Below are 17,845 nucleotides of genomic sequence, written 5' to 3'. Positions count from 1 at the left end.
CCGCTGCTGACGCTTGCTCATACAATACCTCAGCATGGCTCATCGGAGGGGGACTGTCTCAAATGGACTATCCGGGTTTTTTGCAGCGTTTGCACGAGGGCATTTCGGAGCCGTCCGGCAGTGGACGGCACAAACATATCATTACGTTCGATAAGCCTCACCAATACCGGGAATGCCTGTCCTATCTCAGGAAGCTGAAACCAGAGCTTGCGGGATTACGGCAAGTACAACCAGCGCGTCTGATTCGCGCTCTGATCGCCCCGCTTCCAGTGGGAGACAGGCTGGGCAAATATCACAACGGTGTTACCGTTGAAGAAGATACGCGCATGAGGGTACATGGAGGAGCGGCCCACATGCCGAGGACGGAGAAAAACCTGCCCATGCCGTGGGGAGTCAAACAGGTACGCGCCTACAAGGCTTGGCCTTCCTCTACAGGAAACCGAATCAGGATTGGTGTGATCGACACAGGAGCGGATTTTCAACATCCTGATCTGCGGCATTCTCTTGCCAGAGGCATCAATCTGCTTAATCGGACCATGCTGCCCTATGACGATAACGGTCACGGCACTCATATTGCCGGTACCATCGCGGCATCCAACTATGACGAGGGTATGGTTGGTGTAGCACCACAGGCGCTAATTCATCCTGTAAAAGCGTTTGACCATAACGGGGCCGCCTACGTCTCGGATATTATTCTTGGCATCGACTGGTGTGTATTGAATCGTGTCGATATCATCAATATGAGCTTCGGCATGAAATCGCGCAGTAAAGCGCTGCTTGATATGGTAAACAAGGCGTACCAAAACGGTATCGTGATCGTAGCTTCCTCAGGAAACGAGGGTAAGCGTCGGAGTATTGACTACCCCGCCCGTTATTCCCAGACCATTTCGGTCGGAGCTACTGATAAATACAGACGCATCGCGCCTTTCAGCAACCGGGGACAATTTGTAGACGTGTACGCGCCGGGTGAAAAGATCATTTCCTCATGGATACACGGCAAGCATCACGAAATGAGCGGCACGTCTATGGCTACTTCCCATGTGACTGGAAGTATTGCCCTACTCCTTTCACTGAGACCGGAAATGGAGCCTGGAGAAATCAAAGCACTGCTCAAGCGTACCGCTACACCGCTGCGCCTTCGTAAAAGCACCGGGCGCAACTCTATATCCACGAAACTTGGAGAAGTCGATGCCTTCCGACTGATGCAGGAGGGAACGAAATAACTGATGAAGTAAATGAATTACCTCTAAACGTTTAACGTTGCGCCCGGCCCCAAAGAGTGAATGGCTTTTACAGAGCTTTCCTGTTCAGTCCAGCCTTCTCTTATCAGCTCGTCACGCACAAGATCGGTCTGCGGCTTGGGCGCATGAACGAGCACAACCTGTTTACCGGGCAACTCCTTCAACATTTGCCTCACATCCGATACCCCCTGATGCACCTTGTAAATCAAATGCCGAACTATACAACAGTCATTCTGGTCTGTTTTCTGACGCGTTTTTTGATTCGTACAATCCAGCAGATGTTTACCAAAAGAACCACTCGCAGCATGTCCCGTCAAAATAACACCGTTAAGATTACTTTTTCCGCTACCTTCTCCATCCCCTGCACTCGGCGGATGATCTGATAAATACTGATAGTACCACCGCGCCCGTGGCGAATCCATCATGCCATCTCCGGTTACGATCACAGCCGCAGTATTCTGTTCCAGCAGCCGTGCTCGCTCCGCAGCATCACGAGGCACAAAGATCCTGCCACTGTGCAGCACATGTTCTATCCGCACGGGTGCTTCCGGGCGCAGCCATTCTTTCAAACGGCTCAAACGCTGTAATCCCTGCCATATGTCCGGCTCTACAATTATTGCTTGTTCAGGGAACTGCTCGCTGGCCCACACGATCAAATCCTGTCCCCGGCCAAAGGCGGGTACTGGAAGCAGCACATGACCACCAGAAGACAATATCTGTTCCATCCCGGCCCGCAGCCGCTCCAGCTTCACAGGTTGCGGGTCTATATCCATGCCATAGGCATTATCCATAATGGAGATATCGGCTAGATTAGGTTCCGGTGCGTCAGCAGCGAGCAGCTCGGATTCGCGGCTGTAGTCTCCCGAAAAGAATAACCGCTTCCCTTCCATTTCTACCACGTACCACACTGCGCCAGCCAAATGCCCACTGCGTCCCCACATGATCCGTACATCCGGACAAGCCTCCTGCCACACCCCTAACGGCGCTTCATCCTCCAGATGACGGTAAGCAATGGATTCGATATCTCGTTCGTCGTATGGCAATTTGCCGCCTCTCGATTCTACATAAGTATGCCAGGAGCGAAAATAGGAACCTAACTGTTCCGCAGTGGCCTTTGTCGTCCAAACCTCTCCCCGGTATCCATACTTATACAGTAAGGGGAGCGCCATTGAATGATCTTCATGTGCATGAGACAGCAATACAGCAGTCAGCCTCTCAGCCTCCTGCGGCGGAAAAACCGGATACTGCCCGGTTCCTTCCTTTTTCACGCCACAATCCAGCATGATACGATGCTGCTTTCCTTCCAAAACATAGCAGGAGCGGCCGTGTTCGCCCGCACCACCCCAAATTCGAAGCTTGGTCATCATCATTTCCACTTTCTTTGCGAGTTTAAGCTTTCCATTAAGATCAGCAGCAGTGTGGTCAAACCGACTGATATGACCGCCATTGCCATACCAAGCGACACCTGCCCCTGTTCGAACTGGGCAAATATGTAGGTTGCAGACGTCTGGACGGATGGCGGCAAAATCAACAATGAGCCGACCAGTTCGCGCGAAGCAATGGTAAAGGTCATCATCCAGCCTGCCAGCATCCCTGGTAAAATCAGCGGCAGCACAATCCGGCAGAATACATAAGACGGGCGACCGCCAAACACCTGTCCTGCCTGAAAAAGAGCGGTGTCTACCTGCGTAAAGGCGCTTTTGACATACTGGACTGTATAAGGAACAAACAAGACAACATACGTCAGAATGACCATACCGTACGTGTTATACAACGGAATCGGCATCCACGGCGAGTTCCACCATAAAATAAGGCCGACTACCATAACAATCCCCGGAACCGTGTTCGGAAGCAAGCTGAATGCATCCACTGTCCGCTGGAGCCTCGTACGTGAGCCGCCAATAACGAGCGCAAACCATGTGCCCAGCACAACGGCAATCGTCGATGCACCCAAAGAGAGAAATACGCTGTTCAGCAGCGCCTCCATGCTCTCTGAGCCCCAAGACAGCAGTTCCTTGTAATAATCGAGCGTAAAGTTATCCCAAGCCAAGCCGATCCCCCGCAGCTTCATGGTGGAAGCAGCGATAATTGAAAAATAAGGGATACCGATGGACGCAATTAGCAACAATAGGATAAATGTGACACTTAATCCCGTAGTCCAGCCAGATACACGAAGACGGGAAGGACGAGAACCTTTACCACCTACCAGCCTGTATGTGTACTTACGGTTGATTACCGATTGCACATACCATACGAGCAGACAGGCGGTTAAAAGCACCGAGGCCATTGATGTCGCCTTGCCAAAATCAATCGGCCAACTGGAAATGTATTTGTGAATTTCCGATGTCATGACTTCATACCCGATACGTCGTCCAAAGGTGGCGGGGGTTCCAAACTCGGCAATCGTTTTGACGAAAATAAGCAGTGCGCCCATTCCGTAAGCCGACAGCAGCAGTGGTAAAATGATCCGGCGGAACCTGTACAGAAAGCCGCCGCCCATAACGGATCCGGCCTCTTCCAGACTGCCGCCAATCCTAACCAGCGCACCGCGCAGCAGCAGGTACAGGAACGGAAACAGATGTAGACTCATGATCATCACCATGCCGCCAAAGCTGAAAAAGAACGGGGTCAAGAAATGCAGGCTCGGAAACAACTGCTCCAGATACCCGTTTTTTTGCATAAACAAAATCCAACCCATGGACCCGATATAGGGCGGGGTCATAAACGGAATCAATAGCACCACGTCCAACCAGCGCCAGCTAGCGAGACGCGTGTTGGACATGATCCACGCGAGCGGAAGTGCAAGCACCGTCGTTCCGGCAATAACACAGATGCCCAGCCAGATCGAGCCGAACAGCACACCCGCAAATCGGGATGCAGCCAACGTCTGGAAAGGCGCAGACCATTGTAATCGTCCATCTACATACACACTTTGGATGAAGATTTGTAGTAACGGCAGCACGATCAGTAAAGCAAGCGCGATCAGAGCGAGCGTCAGACACCACGCTCTGATCTGTTTGACGGATAAGACCCCCATCCGCTTACTTGAACATTTGCGTGAACTTCTCCGTCACGTCAGGCCCGTGCTCGCCCATCCATTCCCAATTGGTTTTCAGCAACGGAATCTCATCCAGATTGGCGCGCTTATCTGCTTTGACATCCGTGCGGCCCGGAAGCAAGGAAGCGTCCGCTACCAGCTTCTGTGCCTCGTCCGACAGCAGATAGTCAATGAATGCCTTGGCATTCTGCTCATGCTGTGTCGATTTGAGAATCGCCGCAGGGCGCGGGCTGATGACTGTTCCTTCCTTCGGATAAACAATGTCGATTGGCTCGCCTTTGGCTTTGGCCTTGTAAGTCATGTAATCGACCGCAGCAGCGACCATGCTTTTGGCTCCGGTAATGACCGGGTCCAACGCTTCCTGATTGGCTCCAGCCATCGCTACGCCGTTAGCCTTGTACTGCTCGAACAACGTCCAGCCCCCATCGCCATTGGCACTCAGGTAGCCTGTCATAAAATCCAGCGCCGAACCAGACAGCGACGGATCAGGAATGTTAATTTGGTCCTTGTACTCTGGCTTCGCGAGATCGGCCCATGAAGTCGGCGGTGTCTTCACCAGCTTCGTGTTGTACGCGATGCCTAATGCGGAAGCACTGGTGCTGAAGTAGTTGCCTTCTTTGTCGGACCAATCGGGATTCAGCTTGTCCGCGTTTTTGGCATCCGGGTAAGGGAGCGTGAGACCGTCTTTTTTCAAGCCTTGCACGGACGGAAGAGATGCCAGTACCACTACGTCTGCTACCGGATTCGCCTTCTCAGCTTCCATCCGGGCCAAAATTTTACCCGTCGTTCCCTGGAACAGCTCGACCTTCACTCCGCTTTGCGCCTCATACCCCGCTACCAGCTTTTTTGCCAGCCCGTCAGGGCCTGCGCTGTAGACAACCAGCTTCTGATCGGTGGATGCCGCCCCGGCTTGTCCTGCTGATCCGGTGGCTTGCGCTCCATCCTTGGATGGTGTAGCCGTTCCACAGCCTGCGACAGCCAGTCCAAAGGTCAATGTTAATGCGAGCATCGCGCCCTTTTTCCAACCTGTACGAAAAACGTGCTTGTTCATCATCTTGTGTTATACCCCTTTTCCCTATGAATCGAGTTGGTGGATGTGTTGCGGTGATACCCAAATTTGCTTTTGTTCCCCGATAGGCAAGCGGGTGGAATGATATGCAGTCCATAGCTCGCCGTTCTCTGCCCGTATTCGGATTTCATAACGGTCTCCAACATAACTGATATGACGAATCTCCACTGTAAAAGAATGCTGGTCTACTTGATCCTGTTCCCAGCGGACATGCTCGGGACGGAATAGCGTCCGTTCCGGCTCCAGCCAGTTCGATTTACCGATGAACCTCGCCACCTCTGGATGAGATGGGCGACCGTAGATTATCTCCGGTGTTCCGGTCTGCAAAATATGTCCGCTTCTCATGACGACCACTTCATCGGACATCGACATGGCCTCGATCTGATCATGGGTGACGTACAGGGCAGTCAGCCCGAGATCGCGCACCAGCGACAGCATTTCGATGCGCATCTCTTCGCGAAGCACCGCGTCCAGCGCACTGAGCGGCTCATCGAACAAGACAAGCCGCGGCCGGATGGCAACCGCGCGGGCAAAAGCGACCCGCTGCTGCTGGCCACCAGACAGCTGATGAGGATACCGATCCTCCATCCCCGACAGTCTGACCTTGTCCAGCGCCTCCAGCACCGCTATTCGCAGCTCCTTGCCACGACCGCTACCAGAACCGGGGCCTTTTCCATGCTTGCCCGCTCGCAGGCCGAAGGCCACGTTTTCAAACACCGTCATATGCGGCCACAACGCGAAATCCTGAAACACCATGCCGAAATGACGAAGATGCGCAGGAATATCCTTTTTGCGTTCAGCCGAAAAAAGAACTTCCTCTCCCATCGTGATCGTGCCGGTATCCGGCGTCTCCAGCCCAGCGATCATACGCAGAAGCGTTGTTTTTCCACAGCCGGATGGACCGAGCAGTGTCGTGAATTGTCCCCGCCGTACGACCAGATTCGTCTCGTGCAATGCGGTCATATGGCCGAAGGTTTTACTCAACCCGTGAATATATAGATCCTGATTCATCGCATTACCTGCCTGTTCTTATGACTGACCCCAGTGTAAAGCTTGAATTCGCAGCCTGTGTTATTGGAAAGTTAAAACAAAATTAATTATTTCAATGAATTGTGTTAACACTCATAGATTTAATCTATATAGAGGGGATTGATACCGCCGCGCATGGAGCGGGCATGAATTTCCGATCAACGTGAAAGCGAGGCATTCCAAGTGAATTTAAGTCTTCTGAAGCTGCATATTGTAGAGTTACTGGACAAGCACCATAAAATTACCACAGTAGCCGAGCTTCTCGGTCTGAAACAACCGACCATTACCTTTCATATGAGAAATCTGGAGCGGGATTTGGGGGTGAAGCTGTTCGACACGCGTATGGGCAAAATCATCCTGACGGATGCCGGGCACGCGCTGCTCCACTATGCCGGCAAGATTAATGCGCTCGCCGCCGAGGCGGAGCGGGTCGTATGCGAGTTCGACACACTCCAGCGGGGGAGCATTCGAATCGGCGCAAGCTATGTACCAGCTACCTATGTGCTTCCTGCGGTGCTGCACCGTTTTGCCCGGGAACATCCGGGAATTCATATTGCCTTGTCCGTGAAAACTGCTCCGGTAATCAAGGACATGCTTGCCCGTCACGAAATCGACCTTGGCGTTATTTCAACAGAGCCGTTTCAAGTGCCCACGCTTGTATCGGAATCCTTGGGCGAGGATGAACTGGTACTAATCTGCGCACCTGAGCACCCGCTCGCAAGCGAAACCGATTTAACACCTGAGCGAATCGCTTCTTCCTCTTTCGTGCTGCACGGCAAGGATTCCAGCACACGCCAAATGACTGACAAATGGCTGGAGCGTGGCGGACGCCGCCTCCCCTCCTATTTGGAGCTGGATTCGCTGGAGGCGATCAAACAGGCGGTCATGCTGGGAGAACACGTCTCTTTCGTCTCCCGCATAGCTGTGCAGTCCGAGGTCGAACGCGGGATGCTGGTCATACGGCCCATTCCGGGCCAACGTGTGGAGCGGTACATTTATATGGTTAGCAATAAGGACCGTCACCGCTCGGCGCTAATCCGCCAATTTGCTGAATATTTGTCAGGGAACCAAGAATAAATCTTACCTGTCATATAGAAATTATGTAATTTTTTAACCGGAGTACCCGCTTGCCTTGACATACGACTGACATTACACCCGTAAAGTGTAGCGTGTACCCCCATTCGGACGAACAGGAGATGATTGGATGAAAACTGGTCTTCGTATCACAAAGGCTTTATCGGTACTAACCCTGAGTGCAGTGCTGCTTGTAACGGGATGGAAAGGTGCCGAGCCTGCACAGGCTGCCGCCAATGCCACACCAAGCTATGAGGTAAAGCTGCTGCTGGATACAGCTCAGGTCCTCAATGCGGACGGCTCTTTGAAAAGCAGCGTAGCCAACGAGTTTCAAATTAGCGAAGATGCGCAACGATTGAGCATCGAATATTTTGACACGGATCAACTGCAATTGAACAACGAGGGCTGGAACGTGAGATTTCGCAAAAAAGAGGATAAAAAGAATTATGAATTAACCTACAAAAAGCGGTACACAGTCACGAACGGAGATATCAACGCGGCTCTCAACCAAGCGAATAAAGAAGGCTTCAGCGCATCCGACGATAACTACGATGCTGAGGTGGATTGGGGTTATAGCAAGCAGACGCTGAGCTTTTCCAATGATAAAAAAACGAACGCTTCCAAAGGATTAACTCTTCCTTCCCCGGATCAGGCGTTAAAGCAACTATTGGACAATCTTCCGGGCAAGCTGCAAAACTGGAAAACCAGCAACTGGGGCAAACAAGCCTTGGCAGACTCCAGAGTACGCGGTCCTGTACAGGTCAGCAAATATGGAGGAAGCTTCCAGGGATTGGATACCGATGTTGAAGTCTGGCCTATCCGCAGTGCGAACGGATCAGGTACAGATACCATCATTGAAATCTCCTTCAAAACCTCGGACTACAGCGTTGCCTCCAGCAATCGCACCAAGCTGATCAATCTGCTGCAATCCAAAGGATGGCTGGTTCCCGCCGATTCCCTGAAAACGAATTTAGTGCTGGAACGCTACTAAGCTACTCGAACAAAAAAGGAACCGCACATGCCACCCTGCTGGGGATGGTACGGACGGTTCCTTTTATCATTAAAGTGGTTTGCTTACATGCGTTCCGGTGCAGACACGCCTACCAGCTTCAGCACATTGGCAATGGTGGTGCGGACCGCGCCAAACAGCGCCAAGCGGGCCTGCGTTTGAGCGGCATCCTCAGTGATAACGCGCTCTGCTTTATAGTAGCTGTGGAACAACGATGCCAGCTCATAGACGTAGCGAATCATACGGTGTGGCGCAAAGCTCGCAGCCGCTACCGATACTTCCTCCGGCAGCTCGCCGATTTTGCGCAACAGGTCGTATTCATGCTCAGCCGTCAGTTTGGACAGATCAACCTCTGCCAACGGCAGTACGGCAATTCCTTGCTCCTCGGCTTGACGGTATACGCTGCACGCGCGAGCGTGGGCATACTGCACGTAGAATACCGGATTTTCATTGGAAGTGGAAATCGCCAAATCCATGTCAAAATCCAAATGTGAATCCATGCTGCGCATCGTGAAGAAGTAACGGATCGCGTCCACGCCCACTTCTTCCATCAGGTCTTCCATCGTCACGGCCTTGCCGGTACGTTTGGACATTTTTACCTTTTCCCCGTTTTGGAACAGACTGACCATTTGGGCAATCAGCACTTTGAGCTTATCCGGGTCATTGCCCAGTGCTTCCATAGCTGCTTTCATCCGTGGAATGTAGCCGTGGTGATCCGCTCCCCAAATGTTGATGATTGTGTCATACCCACGGGCATATTTGTCGCGATGGTAAGCGATATCCGGGGTCAGGTACGTGTATGTACCGTCATTTTTGATCAAGACACGGTCTTTATCGTCGCCGTACTTGGTTGTGTTCAGCCATGTGGCTCCGTCCTTCTCGTAAATCTCCTCACGGTCACGCAGCTCATTCAGCGCTTTAAGCACTTCACCGTTTTCATACAGCGATGTTTCGCTGAACCAGGAGTCAAAAGGTACACGGAACAACTCCAGATCGCGCTTGATCTTGTTCAGTTCCTTTTCCAAACCGTAGTCACGGAAATATGCTGCGCGGTCGCCTGGTGTCAAAGACAGCAGAGAATCGCCCTTCTCAGCCACCAGCTCCTTGGCAAACCCGACGATGTCCTCACCGTGATAACCGTCCTCCGGCATCTCAGCAGGCTGTCCCAGCTCTTGCAAATAACGCGCCTCAATCGAGCGGCTCATGTTGTAAATCTGGTTACCCGCATCATTAATGTAGTATTCACGAGTTACTTTGTATCCGGCAAAATCAAGCACGTTGCAGAGGGCATCCCCTACTGCCGCACCGCGCGCATGGCCCAAGTGAAGGCTACCTGTCGGGTTCGCACTGACAAACTCGATTTGTACCTTTTTGCCTGCACCTTCCTGCACACGTCCGTAATCTGCTCCCTGTTCCTGCACTTGCTGAATAACTGCATAGAGGTAGCTCTTGTTCAGGCGGAAGTTAATAAAGCCCGGTCCAGCAATTTCCGCGCTTTCAATTGAAGCGGCAGCCAAGTCCATATTTGCGATCAAATCTTCTGCAATTTGACGCGGGTTTTTCTTCGCAATGCGGGTGAGCTGCATCGCAGCGTTTGTAGCCAAATCACCGTGCGACTTGTCCTTCGGCACCTCCAGCGTAATCGTCGGCAGCTCTTCGCGGCTCACGATTCCGGCAGCCAGTACCGCTGCCTCGATAGCTGAGGTCACCTTTTGATTAATGAGTTCCAGTGGATTGCTTGTCATGATTGTTGCTCCTCCTGTATATGCAAACTGATGGCAAAGTGCCCCGAGAAATCCTCAAATACGTACAGATCATAAGTCCAGCTCACCTGTCCGGTAAATCCGTCCATTCGAATATCGAGCTTCTGCGTATGCGCAGACATGTTCAGGCTTAAATAAGGCGATCGGTAAAATCCAGGCAATCTTCGTCCCAGCGCAAATGACTGCTCTGATTGCACTTCGCCGTGACGGATCAGCTTGAGCTCATCCGGTCCGATTTTGACCGTATTCCTTATCGTTCCGCCCTCAGGTCCCTCTTGGGGCTCATCGTACCTTATATATAGATGCTTCCCACGCATGATGGCTTCTCCGGGAAGTTCCTGTACCACATCTTCTCCGTCGTGATGACTATGAAGACGGATTTGGACCTTTGCATTGTGTGGCATGTGTTCAAACTCCATTCTATCGCTATCCTACTGTACTACTATATCCAGTTCCCGTTTGCAATTCAAATGAGATTTTACAAAAAGATGCTTTCATCCACAAAAAAAACAGCTACTGCGGAGTGACTCCATCGGCTGCTTGGCTAAAGCTTTCGATAAATCGGGAAGCCAGTGAAGACATGTATTTATCCTTGAGCCAGACAGCCGCCACACGAGTATGCAATTCTTCACACATAATTTCCTTCACAATTAACTGGTTATTGCTGCCCAGAGACAGCGCGGACCGCGAAATCATACCGATACCCAGTCCTTCATTAGCCCAGTGAAGCGTAGTGCGGGCATCATCGTTTTTGCAAAAGAAATTCGGCTCAAAGCCATGCTTCATGCAGGCATCGTGGATCAATTGCTCAAAGCGGCGGTATATGATTAGCGGTCTGTTTTTCAAGTCAGACAGTGGAATCGTCTTCTGGTCAGGGTTCCAGTCATGCTCTTCTGTCATCACCGCGACCATCGGCTCCGAGGCTGCATATCTGCACCCCAGATCGGTGGTGTTGAACGGCGTTCTGACGATACCGACCTCTACAATCCCCTTGTTCAACAGATCGAGGATCATGAACGTATTTCCCTCATGGATTTCGAATTTTACGCCCGCATAGGTTTTGTGAAATTCGGAAAGCCTGTCTTTCATCAGGGCTGCGCCGGAAGAAGAGACGGTTCCAATCGTGAGCGTTCCCTTCATACCCATAGCAAAATCGTTTATTTCCCTCGTCGTGGCATCCGTCAGCTCCAAAATCTGCTTGGCCCTGTTCTGCAAAATGATTCCGGCCTCTGTCAGATGAATGCTTCGCGGGCCTCGATGCATGAGCTTAACACCAAGCTCTTCCTCCAGCTGCATGAGCTGCTGACTGAGGGGAGGCTGTGCAATTTGCAGCTTTTTAGCTGCCGCTGTGATTTGTCCCGCCTCTGCAATCGCAAGAAAATACTTGAGATGTCTCAATTCCATCATGAACCTCCGGTACTGATATATGTAAAACCTATACCTCTAATATATATTAAATATTATTCATATAGTTTGGGATATGCCATAATCATATTCAGTTATCAGGTTGGGGCAACGGGCTTTATACAATATTCATGTTAGGTGATGGTTTATTTGCTGAAATTTGCTGTTTTTTTGAAGCCTTATAGGAAGGAAAGTATTCTTGGACCTCTGTTTAAACTGATTGAGGCGATTTTGGAATTATTGCTGCCTACCATGGTAGCCCTAATGATCAATCATGGCGTGGGCAAAGGAGATACCCATTATGTTTGGCAGATGGGCTTTTTGATGTTGCTTATGACCGTGCTGGGCTTTGGCAGTTCAATGGTGTGCCAGTTCTACGCAGCCCGGGCCTCTCAGGGATTCGGAACCACGCTGCGCAATACGATGTTTAAGCACATTTCATCGTTCTCTTATGCCGATCTGGATAAGTTTGGTACGCCCTCACTCATTAATCGGATCACGAACGATGTGAATCAGCTCCAGACGGCTGTGGCGATGCTGATTCGTCTGGTCATTCGCGCTCCTTTTATTTGCATTGGGGCTATTATCATGTCGATGATTCTGGACTTCCGCCTCGCTTTGGTACTGTTGGCGGCTACGCCAATTCTGGCTTTGATCCTGTATCTGGTGATCACGAAGGCTTCGCCGCTGTATCGCCAGTATCAGAAAAAGCTGGACAACATCGCTCTTGTGCTCAGCGAAAATCTTACAGGGGTAAGGGTCATACGGGCCTTTGCCAAAAGAGGAACCGAGCGAGTCAAGTTCAATACAGCCTCGGATGACCTGACCCAAACCGCCATCCGTGTCGGGCGCATTTCCGCTTTGCTCAGCCCAGCCACCTTGCTGGTGGTCAACGGAGCCATTATTGCGATTCTGTGGGTCGGCGGCATTCATATTCAATATGGATCTCTTACGCAAGGGGAGATTATTGCTTTTATTAATTATATCACGCAGATTTTGCTGGCTCTGATCGTGGTGACCAATTTAATCATTCTGTTCACCAAGGCCGCAACCTCGGCAGCACGGATTCAGGAAGTTCTGGATACACAAGCTTCGATTTCCGATGTTGCTACATCTGAAGGTCAGCCAAGTAAAGATCATACGTCCTCACAAAAAACCGTACCAGTTATCGCTTTTGATCACGTCTCCTTCGGATACAACCAAACGGGACAATTGACGCTGAGCGATGTTACCGTAAACATCTACCCTGGTGAAACGGTCGGTATCATCGGAGGGACGGGTTCGGGGAAATCTACATTTGTGAATCTCATTCCCCGGTTCTATGATGCGGTGGAGGGGCGTGTTCAAGTCGATGGCATTGACGTTCGCCAATATAAGCTTGAGCCATTGCGTCAGAAAATCGGGATTGTTCCACAGAAGGCGCTGCTGTTTACCGGCACCATAGCGGAGAATATTCGTTGGGGTCATGAACACGCCACCGATGAGGAAGTTGCCCGAGCCGCAGCCATCGCGCAAGCGGATGAGTTCATTTCCAATCTGCCCGAAAAATACGATGCTCCGATTGCCCGGGGGGGCCTTAATCTGTCGGGAGGTCAAAAGCAACGTCTAACCATTGCCAGAGCTATTGTAGGGAATCCGCAAATCCTCATTTTGGACGATTCCTCAAGTGCACTTGATTTTGCAACCGATGCCGCCTTGCGTACATCGTTACGGGAAAATAGCAGCAGCATGACCGTCCTGCTTGTATCGCAACGGGTCAGCAGCGTACAGCATGCTGATAAAATTATTGTGTTTGATGAAGGGCGGATTGTCGGTGTCGGCACACACGAACAGTTGATGAGCAGCTCAGATGTATATCAGGAAATTAATCGTTCCCAGCTCTCAACGCAGGAGGTAGACCAATGAGCGGTAAGGAAACCTGGAGAAGATTATTAACCTATGTGGGTCAATATAAAAAAACAACGTTTTGGGTCATCATCAGCGCGATTCTCAGCGTGCTTGCCAGTCTGATCGGCCCCTACATGATTGGTCAGGCCATCGACCACATGGTGGATAAGGGTGTGGTGGATTTTAGAGGGATTGCGCACATTCTTGCCGGATTAGGCATGGTGTATGCCGTAGGCAGTTTGTTTAGCTGGCTGCTCACCTATTTGACGAACCGTATTGCTTATCAGACGGTCAATGATATGCGGCGAGAGTTATTTGATCATTTTAATATCCTGCCATTAAGCTTTCATGACAATCACCCACAAGGTGACAGTATCAGCCGTTTTGTGAACGATATGGATGCTGTGTCGGATGGGCTACTTCAAGGCTTTTCCACCTTGATTACCGGGATGATTACGATTATAGGCTCGATTGTGCTCATGCTGTATATCAGTCCGATCATGACGCTGGTCGTGCTGGTGTCAGCCCCGGTTACGTATGGCGTGGCACGGTTTATTACCACACGATCCCAACGCATGTTCCGCGAACAGGCCCAAATTTTAGGGAGCCTGAATGGTTATGTGGAGGAAATGATTGGCGGACAGCGGGTGGTTACAGCCTTTCATTATGAAAACCGCTCTTTTGACGAATTCGCCGCCAAAAATGACCAATTGTATCAAGCCGGGGTAAAATCACAGTTTTATGGATCATTGTCCAATCCCTCCACCCGGCTGGTGAACAACATGACCTTCTCGGTCACGGCGATGATCGGCTGTATATCCATCATTTTGGGTGTAATTTCGGTAGGAGGATTGTCAAGCTTTCTGATCTATACGAACCTGTTCGCCAAACCCTTTAATGAAATCACAGGGGTACTGACTCAGTTCCAAGCCGCTACGGCTTCTGCCCAGCGCATATTCGCTATTTTGGACTCACCGTCTGAGCAGCCGGAAAAATCGAACGCCGTACATTTGGAACGCAGCAAAGGCACGATTCTTTTTGATCATGTCAAATTCTCCTATACCCCGGAGCGTACGCTCATTACGGACTTTAGTCTGGAGGTTAAGCCGGGTACCCGTGTTGCGATTGTCGGTCAAACCGGGGCAGGCAAAACAACGCTCGTCAACCTGCTCATGCGCTTTTATGATGTAGATAGCGGCTCGATATCCATCGACGGGGTAAATATCAATGACATGAGCCGGGATAGCCTGCGGACTAATTTTGGCATGGTGCTTCAGGATACATGGCTGTTCAGCGGTACGATTCGGGACAATATCGCTTACGGAAAGCCTGAAGCGACGGAAGAAGAAGTGATCGCGGCTGCAACGGCTGCCAATGCACATAGCTTCATCAAGCGGCTGCCTCATGGCTACGATACGGTCATCAGCGGCTCAGGCGACAGCCTGTCGCAAGGTCAAAAGCAGCTACTCACCATCGCGCGGGTAATCCTCGTCGATCCACCTATGCTCATTCTGGATGAAGCGACCAGCAGTATAGACACCCTGACAGAAGCGCGTATTCAGAAGGCGTTTATGAAAATGATTGCCGGACGCACCAGCTTTGTGATCGCCCACAGACTATCGACCATCCGCGAAGCGGATCTGATTTTATACATGAAAAACGGCGATGTGGTCGAAAGCGGAACCCATGAGGGTCTGCTTGCAAGCGGGGGGCATTATGCCTCGCTCTATAACAGCCAGTTCACTACGGCCTAGCATAGGGGGCTGAGGGGATAAGCCGATTGCTCTTTTGCAATCGGCTTTTTTTGTGATGTACGCTAAAACAGAGGGTACTTCGTTAAATAAGATTAATATTTTTTCATGAAAGTTGTTACAGACTTTAGGACTGACTGCATATCATGCAAGTCAGCTTTTTGCCTTTTTGAAATGAGTGTAATTTTAACGATTACATTTTTGTAAGTGAGCATGGCTTCATCAAAAGATTGCAGTACGGCTTCTTTTTTATATGCTTCCGTTTCATGTGTCGGCCAAAATACCAAGTCATTACTTAAGGTATCTTTCAGATAGATCAGATCAATAAGCAACAACGTGTCATCTTTTTTCTTATAGATGATTCTCTCTTGCGTTTCCTCGTCTGTTGGCTTACCATCACGGGTTAACATCGACCTGGCACCAAATGACCAATCCTTTTCAATGGCAACAATATTATTCCCTTGGGTACTTTCCAGAAAATTAAAGGGTGCCAATTGAAGCTTTTCGGACATATCCATGAATAAATCACGATATTGTGCATAGCTAAGAGATGCATCTTTCTTGCTATCGTCCACTCGTACACTTGGAGCAGGGAACATTGGGTTTGCCGCTATCTGGCTGCTGTGTAGCATCATTGCAGCCGGTGATGATAAGAATACACAAGAGAGCGAGCATCATTTTTTCTTTTTTCATCCGAATAGCCTCCTGAGCTTTAGATTAGAATCTTAAATAATAGCGTTTTCACAAAACTGAACCCGGTCACTCTCAACGGTTTGGACTTTCTCTGTAGCCTCACAAAATGTTTACCAGTAAAAACCCCCATCTTCCCAAGCCATTGTTTAAAACTGGTTGATAGGTGATACTTTTACCAATTCCCATCCGTGATCGAAAGATTAGGAAGTGTATGCGATCTTACTTGTAGGTACTCATAAAATTTTAATTAATGGTAATTATTTCAATTAAAATTGTATCATAATTTCTCCATGCCCAAGGCCAATCCCTCCCTAATAGAAAAAGGCCGGCACATTGGCCGACCTGATCAACACTCGTAAGCGGTTTTGATATTATTATTCCAATTCGCCTCTTGTAGTACCTGTACGAACTGAAACTTGACCCGACATATCAGCACTACCACTTGTGAGGTTAACATAAAAATCTCCGGTAGACCAAGCACTTGAGTTAATAGGAGAAGACCAATCTTCACCGGGATATATAGTTCCACTAAGCTTAACCGTGCCTGCACCTGAGCCTTGAGTTACTGTTAACTTAATTTTTTGACTGCCATAATTACGTACCCATACTTTAACGTATCCATACCCTGCACGAATGGTGAAAGGCTTTGACATTTCTGTACCCCTAAGTCGTACATCAAGCACAGGATCAGTGGCCTGAGGAGTAATGACATGATCCCCCACTTTTGGTGTATTCACATCGGTCGATGTGTTTGCAGATTGGGAAACTGCTGTTGAGTCAGTTGTAGCTGGTGCAACATCCGTAGTAGCTGTGGCAGAAGCAGTTAATGGAATGGCAACAGCTAAAGACAAGACAGAAAGCAAAGAAACTTTTTTAATGTTCTTCATACTCATAAGCCCACTTTCTTTGATTTTTTTAACCTGTGTACTTTATCAATCAACCAGTATGTATAGAAACTATTAGAGCATTCATGATCAATAAGGTTTTTTACAGGTAGTTATATTCATTTACATTATAAGTCTTTTATTGTAATTATTCAACAATAAAATGGATTTCCATTCCATATAAAAGGCACGCTACGGAATTGAACCGTAACGTAAACCATTTCTGCATGTCCCCCTTTAAAATAAAATTACATACGTTGAATATAATCGTTTCCCATATAACAGCCGTTACACCGAATTTATTACATTTTATGACATGATAATGTATTTTTATTTCAAATAAGTCATTTTATAGATATCGTGATACAATCATATTCGTTATGTGATGGGAGGGATTAGTTTTGCATAGAGCAGGATGGGTGAGGAAGCTGGATTTTCTCGGAAGAATCGTTTTACCGATGGACATAAGGAGAGGATTGGGCATTGAAAAACAAGATGATTTGGAATTTTCTTTACAAGAACAAGGCATCATCCTAATTCAAATAGTAAAAAAACAATGCAGGTTATGTGGCTCTAATCATAGTTTGATGCCTTATAGAGATTCCTTCGTTTGTATTCCATGTATACGCGAGCTGAAAGCAGTATGATCTGGTTACATCGGTTGCATATTTTTGTAAGTTTTTTGGGTCTGAAACATACGGTTGTACTGATTAATAAGTTCATCCAATAACATAGACTGCTCAAGAACACACGCATGTCCGAAACCGTACTGTTCAAACAGATCATGAAGCTGCTGCCGGGCATTCTCCATTTGTTGTTGTAACGTTTCATCTGTATTCATTGACATTCCCTCCTAATGTATTTCATTTTAGGATGGAATGAGCAAATTCGAATCATTATTTTTTTCAACCAAAAATTTGCAAAATAAAACAAAAAAAGACCAGCATTTTAAGCTGGTCAATGGTAATGAATTGATCCTTGAT

General features: G+C 49.1%; 17 protein-coding genes. 6 read left to right on the top strand and 11 right to left on the bottom strand.

Annotated features, from left to right (window positions below; translation table 11 throughout):
- The first annotated feature begins 62 nt into the window (after positions 1 to 62).
- Positions 63 to 1,223, top strand: coding sequence for a S8 family peptidase (locus QD47_RS14885; protein WP_044646872.1), 1,161 nt, complete (start codon positions 63 to 65; stop codon positions 1,221 to 1,223).
- Positions 1,224 to 1,246: 23 nt separating this feature from the next.
- Here QD47_RS14885 and QD47_RS14880 read toward each other — a convergent pair whose 3' ends face one another.
- The 4 genes from QD47_RS14880 to QD47_RS14865 are packed head-to-tail and all read right to left on the bottom strand — an operon-like array spanning position 1,247 to position 6,379.
- On the bottom strand, positions 1,247 to 2,611 hold the full coding sequence (locus tag QD47_RS14880; RefSeq protein WP_044646871.1) for an MBL fold metallo-hydrolase: 1,365 nt from the start codon (positions 2,609 to 2,611) through the stop codon (positions 1,247 to 1,249).
- A complete protein-coding gene (locus tag QD47_RS14875; protein ID WP_044646870.1) occupies positions 2,608 to 4,278 on the bottom strand; it encodes an ABC transporter permease in 1,671 nt (556 codons plus the stop codon). Before QD47_RS14875 ends, QD47_RS14880 begins: the two co-directional genes overlap by 4 nt.
- A 4-nt stretch (positions 4,279 to 4,282) precedes the next feature.
- A complete protein-coding gene (locus QD47_RS14870) occupies positions 4,283 to 5,353 on the bottom strand; it encodes an ABC transporter substrate-binding protein (protein ID WP_044646869.1) in 1,071 nt (356 codons plus the stop codon).
- Between the two features lie 21 nt (positions 5,354 to 5,374).
- Positions 5,375 to 6,379: an ABC transporter ATP-binding protein gene (locus QD47_RS14865; protein ID WP_044646868.1), complete on the bottom strand. Its 1,005-nt coding sequence runs from the start codon at positions 6,377 to 6,379 to the stop codon at positions 5,375 to 5,377.
- Positions 6,380 to 6,580: 201 nt separating this feature from the next.
- On the opposite strand from QD47_RS14865, the gene QD47_RS14860 reads away from it, so the two are divergent.
- Together QD47_RS14860 and QD47_RS14855 are read left to right on the top strand one after the other, a co-directional pair.
- Complete coding sequence (locus tag QD47_RS14860; protein ID WP_044646867.1) at positions 6,581 to 7,474, top strand: LysR family transcriptional regulator; 894 nt, start codon at positions 6,581 to 6,583, stop codon at positions 7,472 to 7,474.
- Positions 7,475 to 7,601: 127 nt separating this feature from the next.
- Complete coding sequence (locus QD47_RS14855) at positions 7,602 to 8,462, top strand: hypothetical protein (protein WP_044646866.1); 861 nt, start codon at positions 7,602 to 7,604, stop codon at positions 8,460 to 8,462.
- Positions 8,463 to 8,545: 83 nt separating this feature from the next.
- Here QD47_RS14855 and argS read toward each other — a convergent pair whose 3' ends face one another.
- The 3 genes from argS to QD47_RS14840 all read right to left on the bottom strand — a co-directional run bounded on the left by argS (position 8,546) and on the right by QD47_RS14840 (position 11,647).
- Positions 8,546 to 10,225 carry an arginine--tRNA ligase gene (argS, locus tag QD47_RS14850; RefSeq protein ID WP_044646865.1) on the bottom strand — a complete coding sequence of 560 codons (1,680 nt, stop codon included), beginning with the start codon at positions 10,223 to 10,225 and terminating at the stop codon, positions 8,546 to 8,548.
- Entirely contained in the window at positions 10,222 to 10,662 is a 441-nt protein-coding gene (locus tag QD47_RS14845) for a YwiB family protein (RefSeq protein WP_082067191.1), read from the bottom strand. The genes argS and QD47_RS14845 overlap by 4 nt, the downstream gene beginning before the upstream one ends.
- A 94-nt stretch (positions 10,663 to 10,756) precedes the next feature.
- Positions 10,757 to 11,647: a LysR family transcriptional regulator gene (locus QD47_RS14840; protein WP_044646864.1), complete on the bottom strand. Its 891-nt coding sequence runs from the start codon at positions 11,645 to 11,647 to the stop codon at positions 10,757 to 10,759.
- A gap of 150 nt (positions 11,648 to 11,797) precedes the next feature.
- Here QD47_RS14840 and QD47_RS14835 point away from each other — a divergent pair, with 150 nt between their 5' ends.
- Positions 11,798 to 13,552 (top strand): ABC transporter ATP-binding protein, encoded by a 1,755-nt coding sequence (locus tag QD47_RS14835; RefSeq protein ID WP_044646863.1) that lies wholly within the window; start codon positions 11,798 to 11,800, stop codon positions 13,550 to 13,552.
- Complete coding sequence (locus QD47_RS14830; protein WP_044646862.1) at positions 13,549 to 15,288, top strand: ABC transporter ATP-binding protein; 1,740 nt, start codon at positions 13,549 to 13,551, stop codon at positions 15,286 to 15,288. The genes QD47_RS14835 and QD47_RS14830 overlap by 4 nt, the downstream gene beginning before the upstream one ends.
- 92 nt (positions 15,289 to 15,380) lie before the next feature.
- Here the strand turns inward: QD47_RS14830 and QD47_RS14825 are convergent, their stop codons facing one another.
- From QD47_RS14825 to QD47_RS14820, 3 genes are all read right to left on the bottom strand, one after another.
- Entirely contained in the window at positions 15,381 to 15,860 is a 480-nt protein-coding gene (locus QD47_RS14825; protein WP_044646861.1) for a hypothetical protein, read from the bottom strand.
- A complete protein-coding gene (locus QD47_RS33740) occupies positions 15,850 to 15,978 on the bottom strand; it encodes a hypothetical protein (RefSeq protein WP_268794250.1) in 129 nt (42 codons plus the stop codon). Before QD47_RS33740 ends, QD47_RS14825 begins: the two co-directional genes overlap by 11 nt.
- A 374-nt stretch (positions 15,979 to 16,352) precedes the next feature.
- A complete protein-coding gene (locus QD47_RS14820; protein ID WP_044646888.1) occupies positions 16,353 to 16,865 on the bottom strand; it encodes a hypothetical protein in 513 nt (170 codons plus the stop codon).
- A 398-nt stretch (positions 16,866 to 17,263) separates the two neighbouring features.
- Here QD47_RS14820 and QD47_RS14815 point away from each other — a divergent pair, with 398 nt between their 5' ends.
- A complete protein-coding gene (locus QD47_RS14815) occupies positions 17,264 to 17,509 on the top strand; it encodes an AbrB/MazE/SpoVT family DNA-binding domain-containing protein (protein WP_052646776.1) in 246 nt (81 codons plus the stop codon).
- A gap of 5 nt (positions 17,510 to 17,514) precedes the next feature.
- Here the strand turns inward: QD47_RS14815 and QD47_RS14810 are convergent, their stop codons facing one another.
- Positions 17,515 to 17,703 carry an aspartyl-phosphate phosphatase Spo0E family protein gene (locus QD47_RS14810; protein ID WP_044646860.1) on the bottom strand — a complete coding sequence of 63 codons (189 nt, stop codon included), beginning with the start codon at positions 17,701 to 17,703 and terminating at the stop codon, positions 17,515 to 17,517.
- Positions 17,704 to 17,845 lie beyond the last annotated feature (142 nt).

Origin of the sequence: Paenibacillus terrae (assembly GCF_000943545.1) — a bacterium.
In the GTDB taxonomy this organism is placed as follows: Bacteria; Bacillota; Bacilli; order Paenibacillales; family Paenibacillaceae; genus Paenibacillus; species Paenibacillus terrae_A.
The sequence above is the reverse complement of the archived record's forward strand: the minus strand, read 5'-3'. Positions and strand labels throughout refer to the sequence as shown.

Coding starts and splice junctions, on each gene's coding strand:
- QD47_RS14880 (WP_044646871.1), bottom strand. CDS start 2,611: ATGATGATGACCAAGCTTCGAATTTGGGGTGGTGCGGGCGAACACGGC.
- argS (WP_044646865.1), bottom strand. CDS start 10,225: ATGACAAGCAATCCACTGGAACTCATTAATCAAAAGGTGACCTCAGCT.
- QD47_RS14885 (WP_044646872.1), top strand. CDS start 63: ATGGACTATCCGGGTTTTTTGCAGCGTTTGCACGAGGGCATTTCGGAG.
- QD47_RS14845 (WP_082067191.1), bottom strand. CDS start 10,662: ATGGAGTTTGAACACATGCCACACAATGCAAAGGTCCAAATCCGTCTT.
- QD47_RS14855 (WP_044646866.1), top strand. CDS start 7,602: ATGAAAACTGGTCTTCGTATCACAAAGGCTTTATCGGTACTAACCCTG.
- QD47_RS14865 (WP_044646868.1), bottom strand. CDS start 6,379: ATGAATCAGGATCTATATATTCACGGGTTGAGTAAAACCTTCGGCCAT.
- QD47_RS14840 (WP_044646864.1), bottom strand. CDS start 11,647: ATGGAATTGAGACATCTCAAGTATTTTCTTGCGATTGCAGAGGCGGGA.
- QD47_RS33740 (WP_268794250.1), bottom strand. CDS start 15,978: ATGAAAAAAGAAAAAATGATGCTCGCTCTCTTGTGTATTCTTATCATC.
- QD47_RS14820 (WP_044646888.1), bottom strand. CDS start 16,865: ATGAAGAACATTAAAAAAGTTTCTTTGCTTTCTGTCTTGTCTTTAGCT.
- QD47_RS14810 (WP_044646860.1), bottom strand. CDS start 17,703: ATGAATACAGATGAAACGTTACAACAACAAATGGAGAATGCCCGGCAG.
- QD47_RS14830 (WP_044646862.1), top strand. CDS start 13,549: ATGAGCGGTAAGGAAACCTGGAGAAGATTATTAACCTATGTGGGTCAA.
- QD47_RS14870 (WP_044646869.1), bottom strand. CDS start 5,353: ATGATGAACAAGCACGTTTTTCGTACAGGTTGGAAAAAGGGCGCGATG.
- QD47_RS14875 (WP_044646870.1), bottom strand. CDS start 4,278: ATGGGGGTCTTATCCGTCAAACAGATCAGAGCGTGGTGTCTGACGCTC.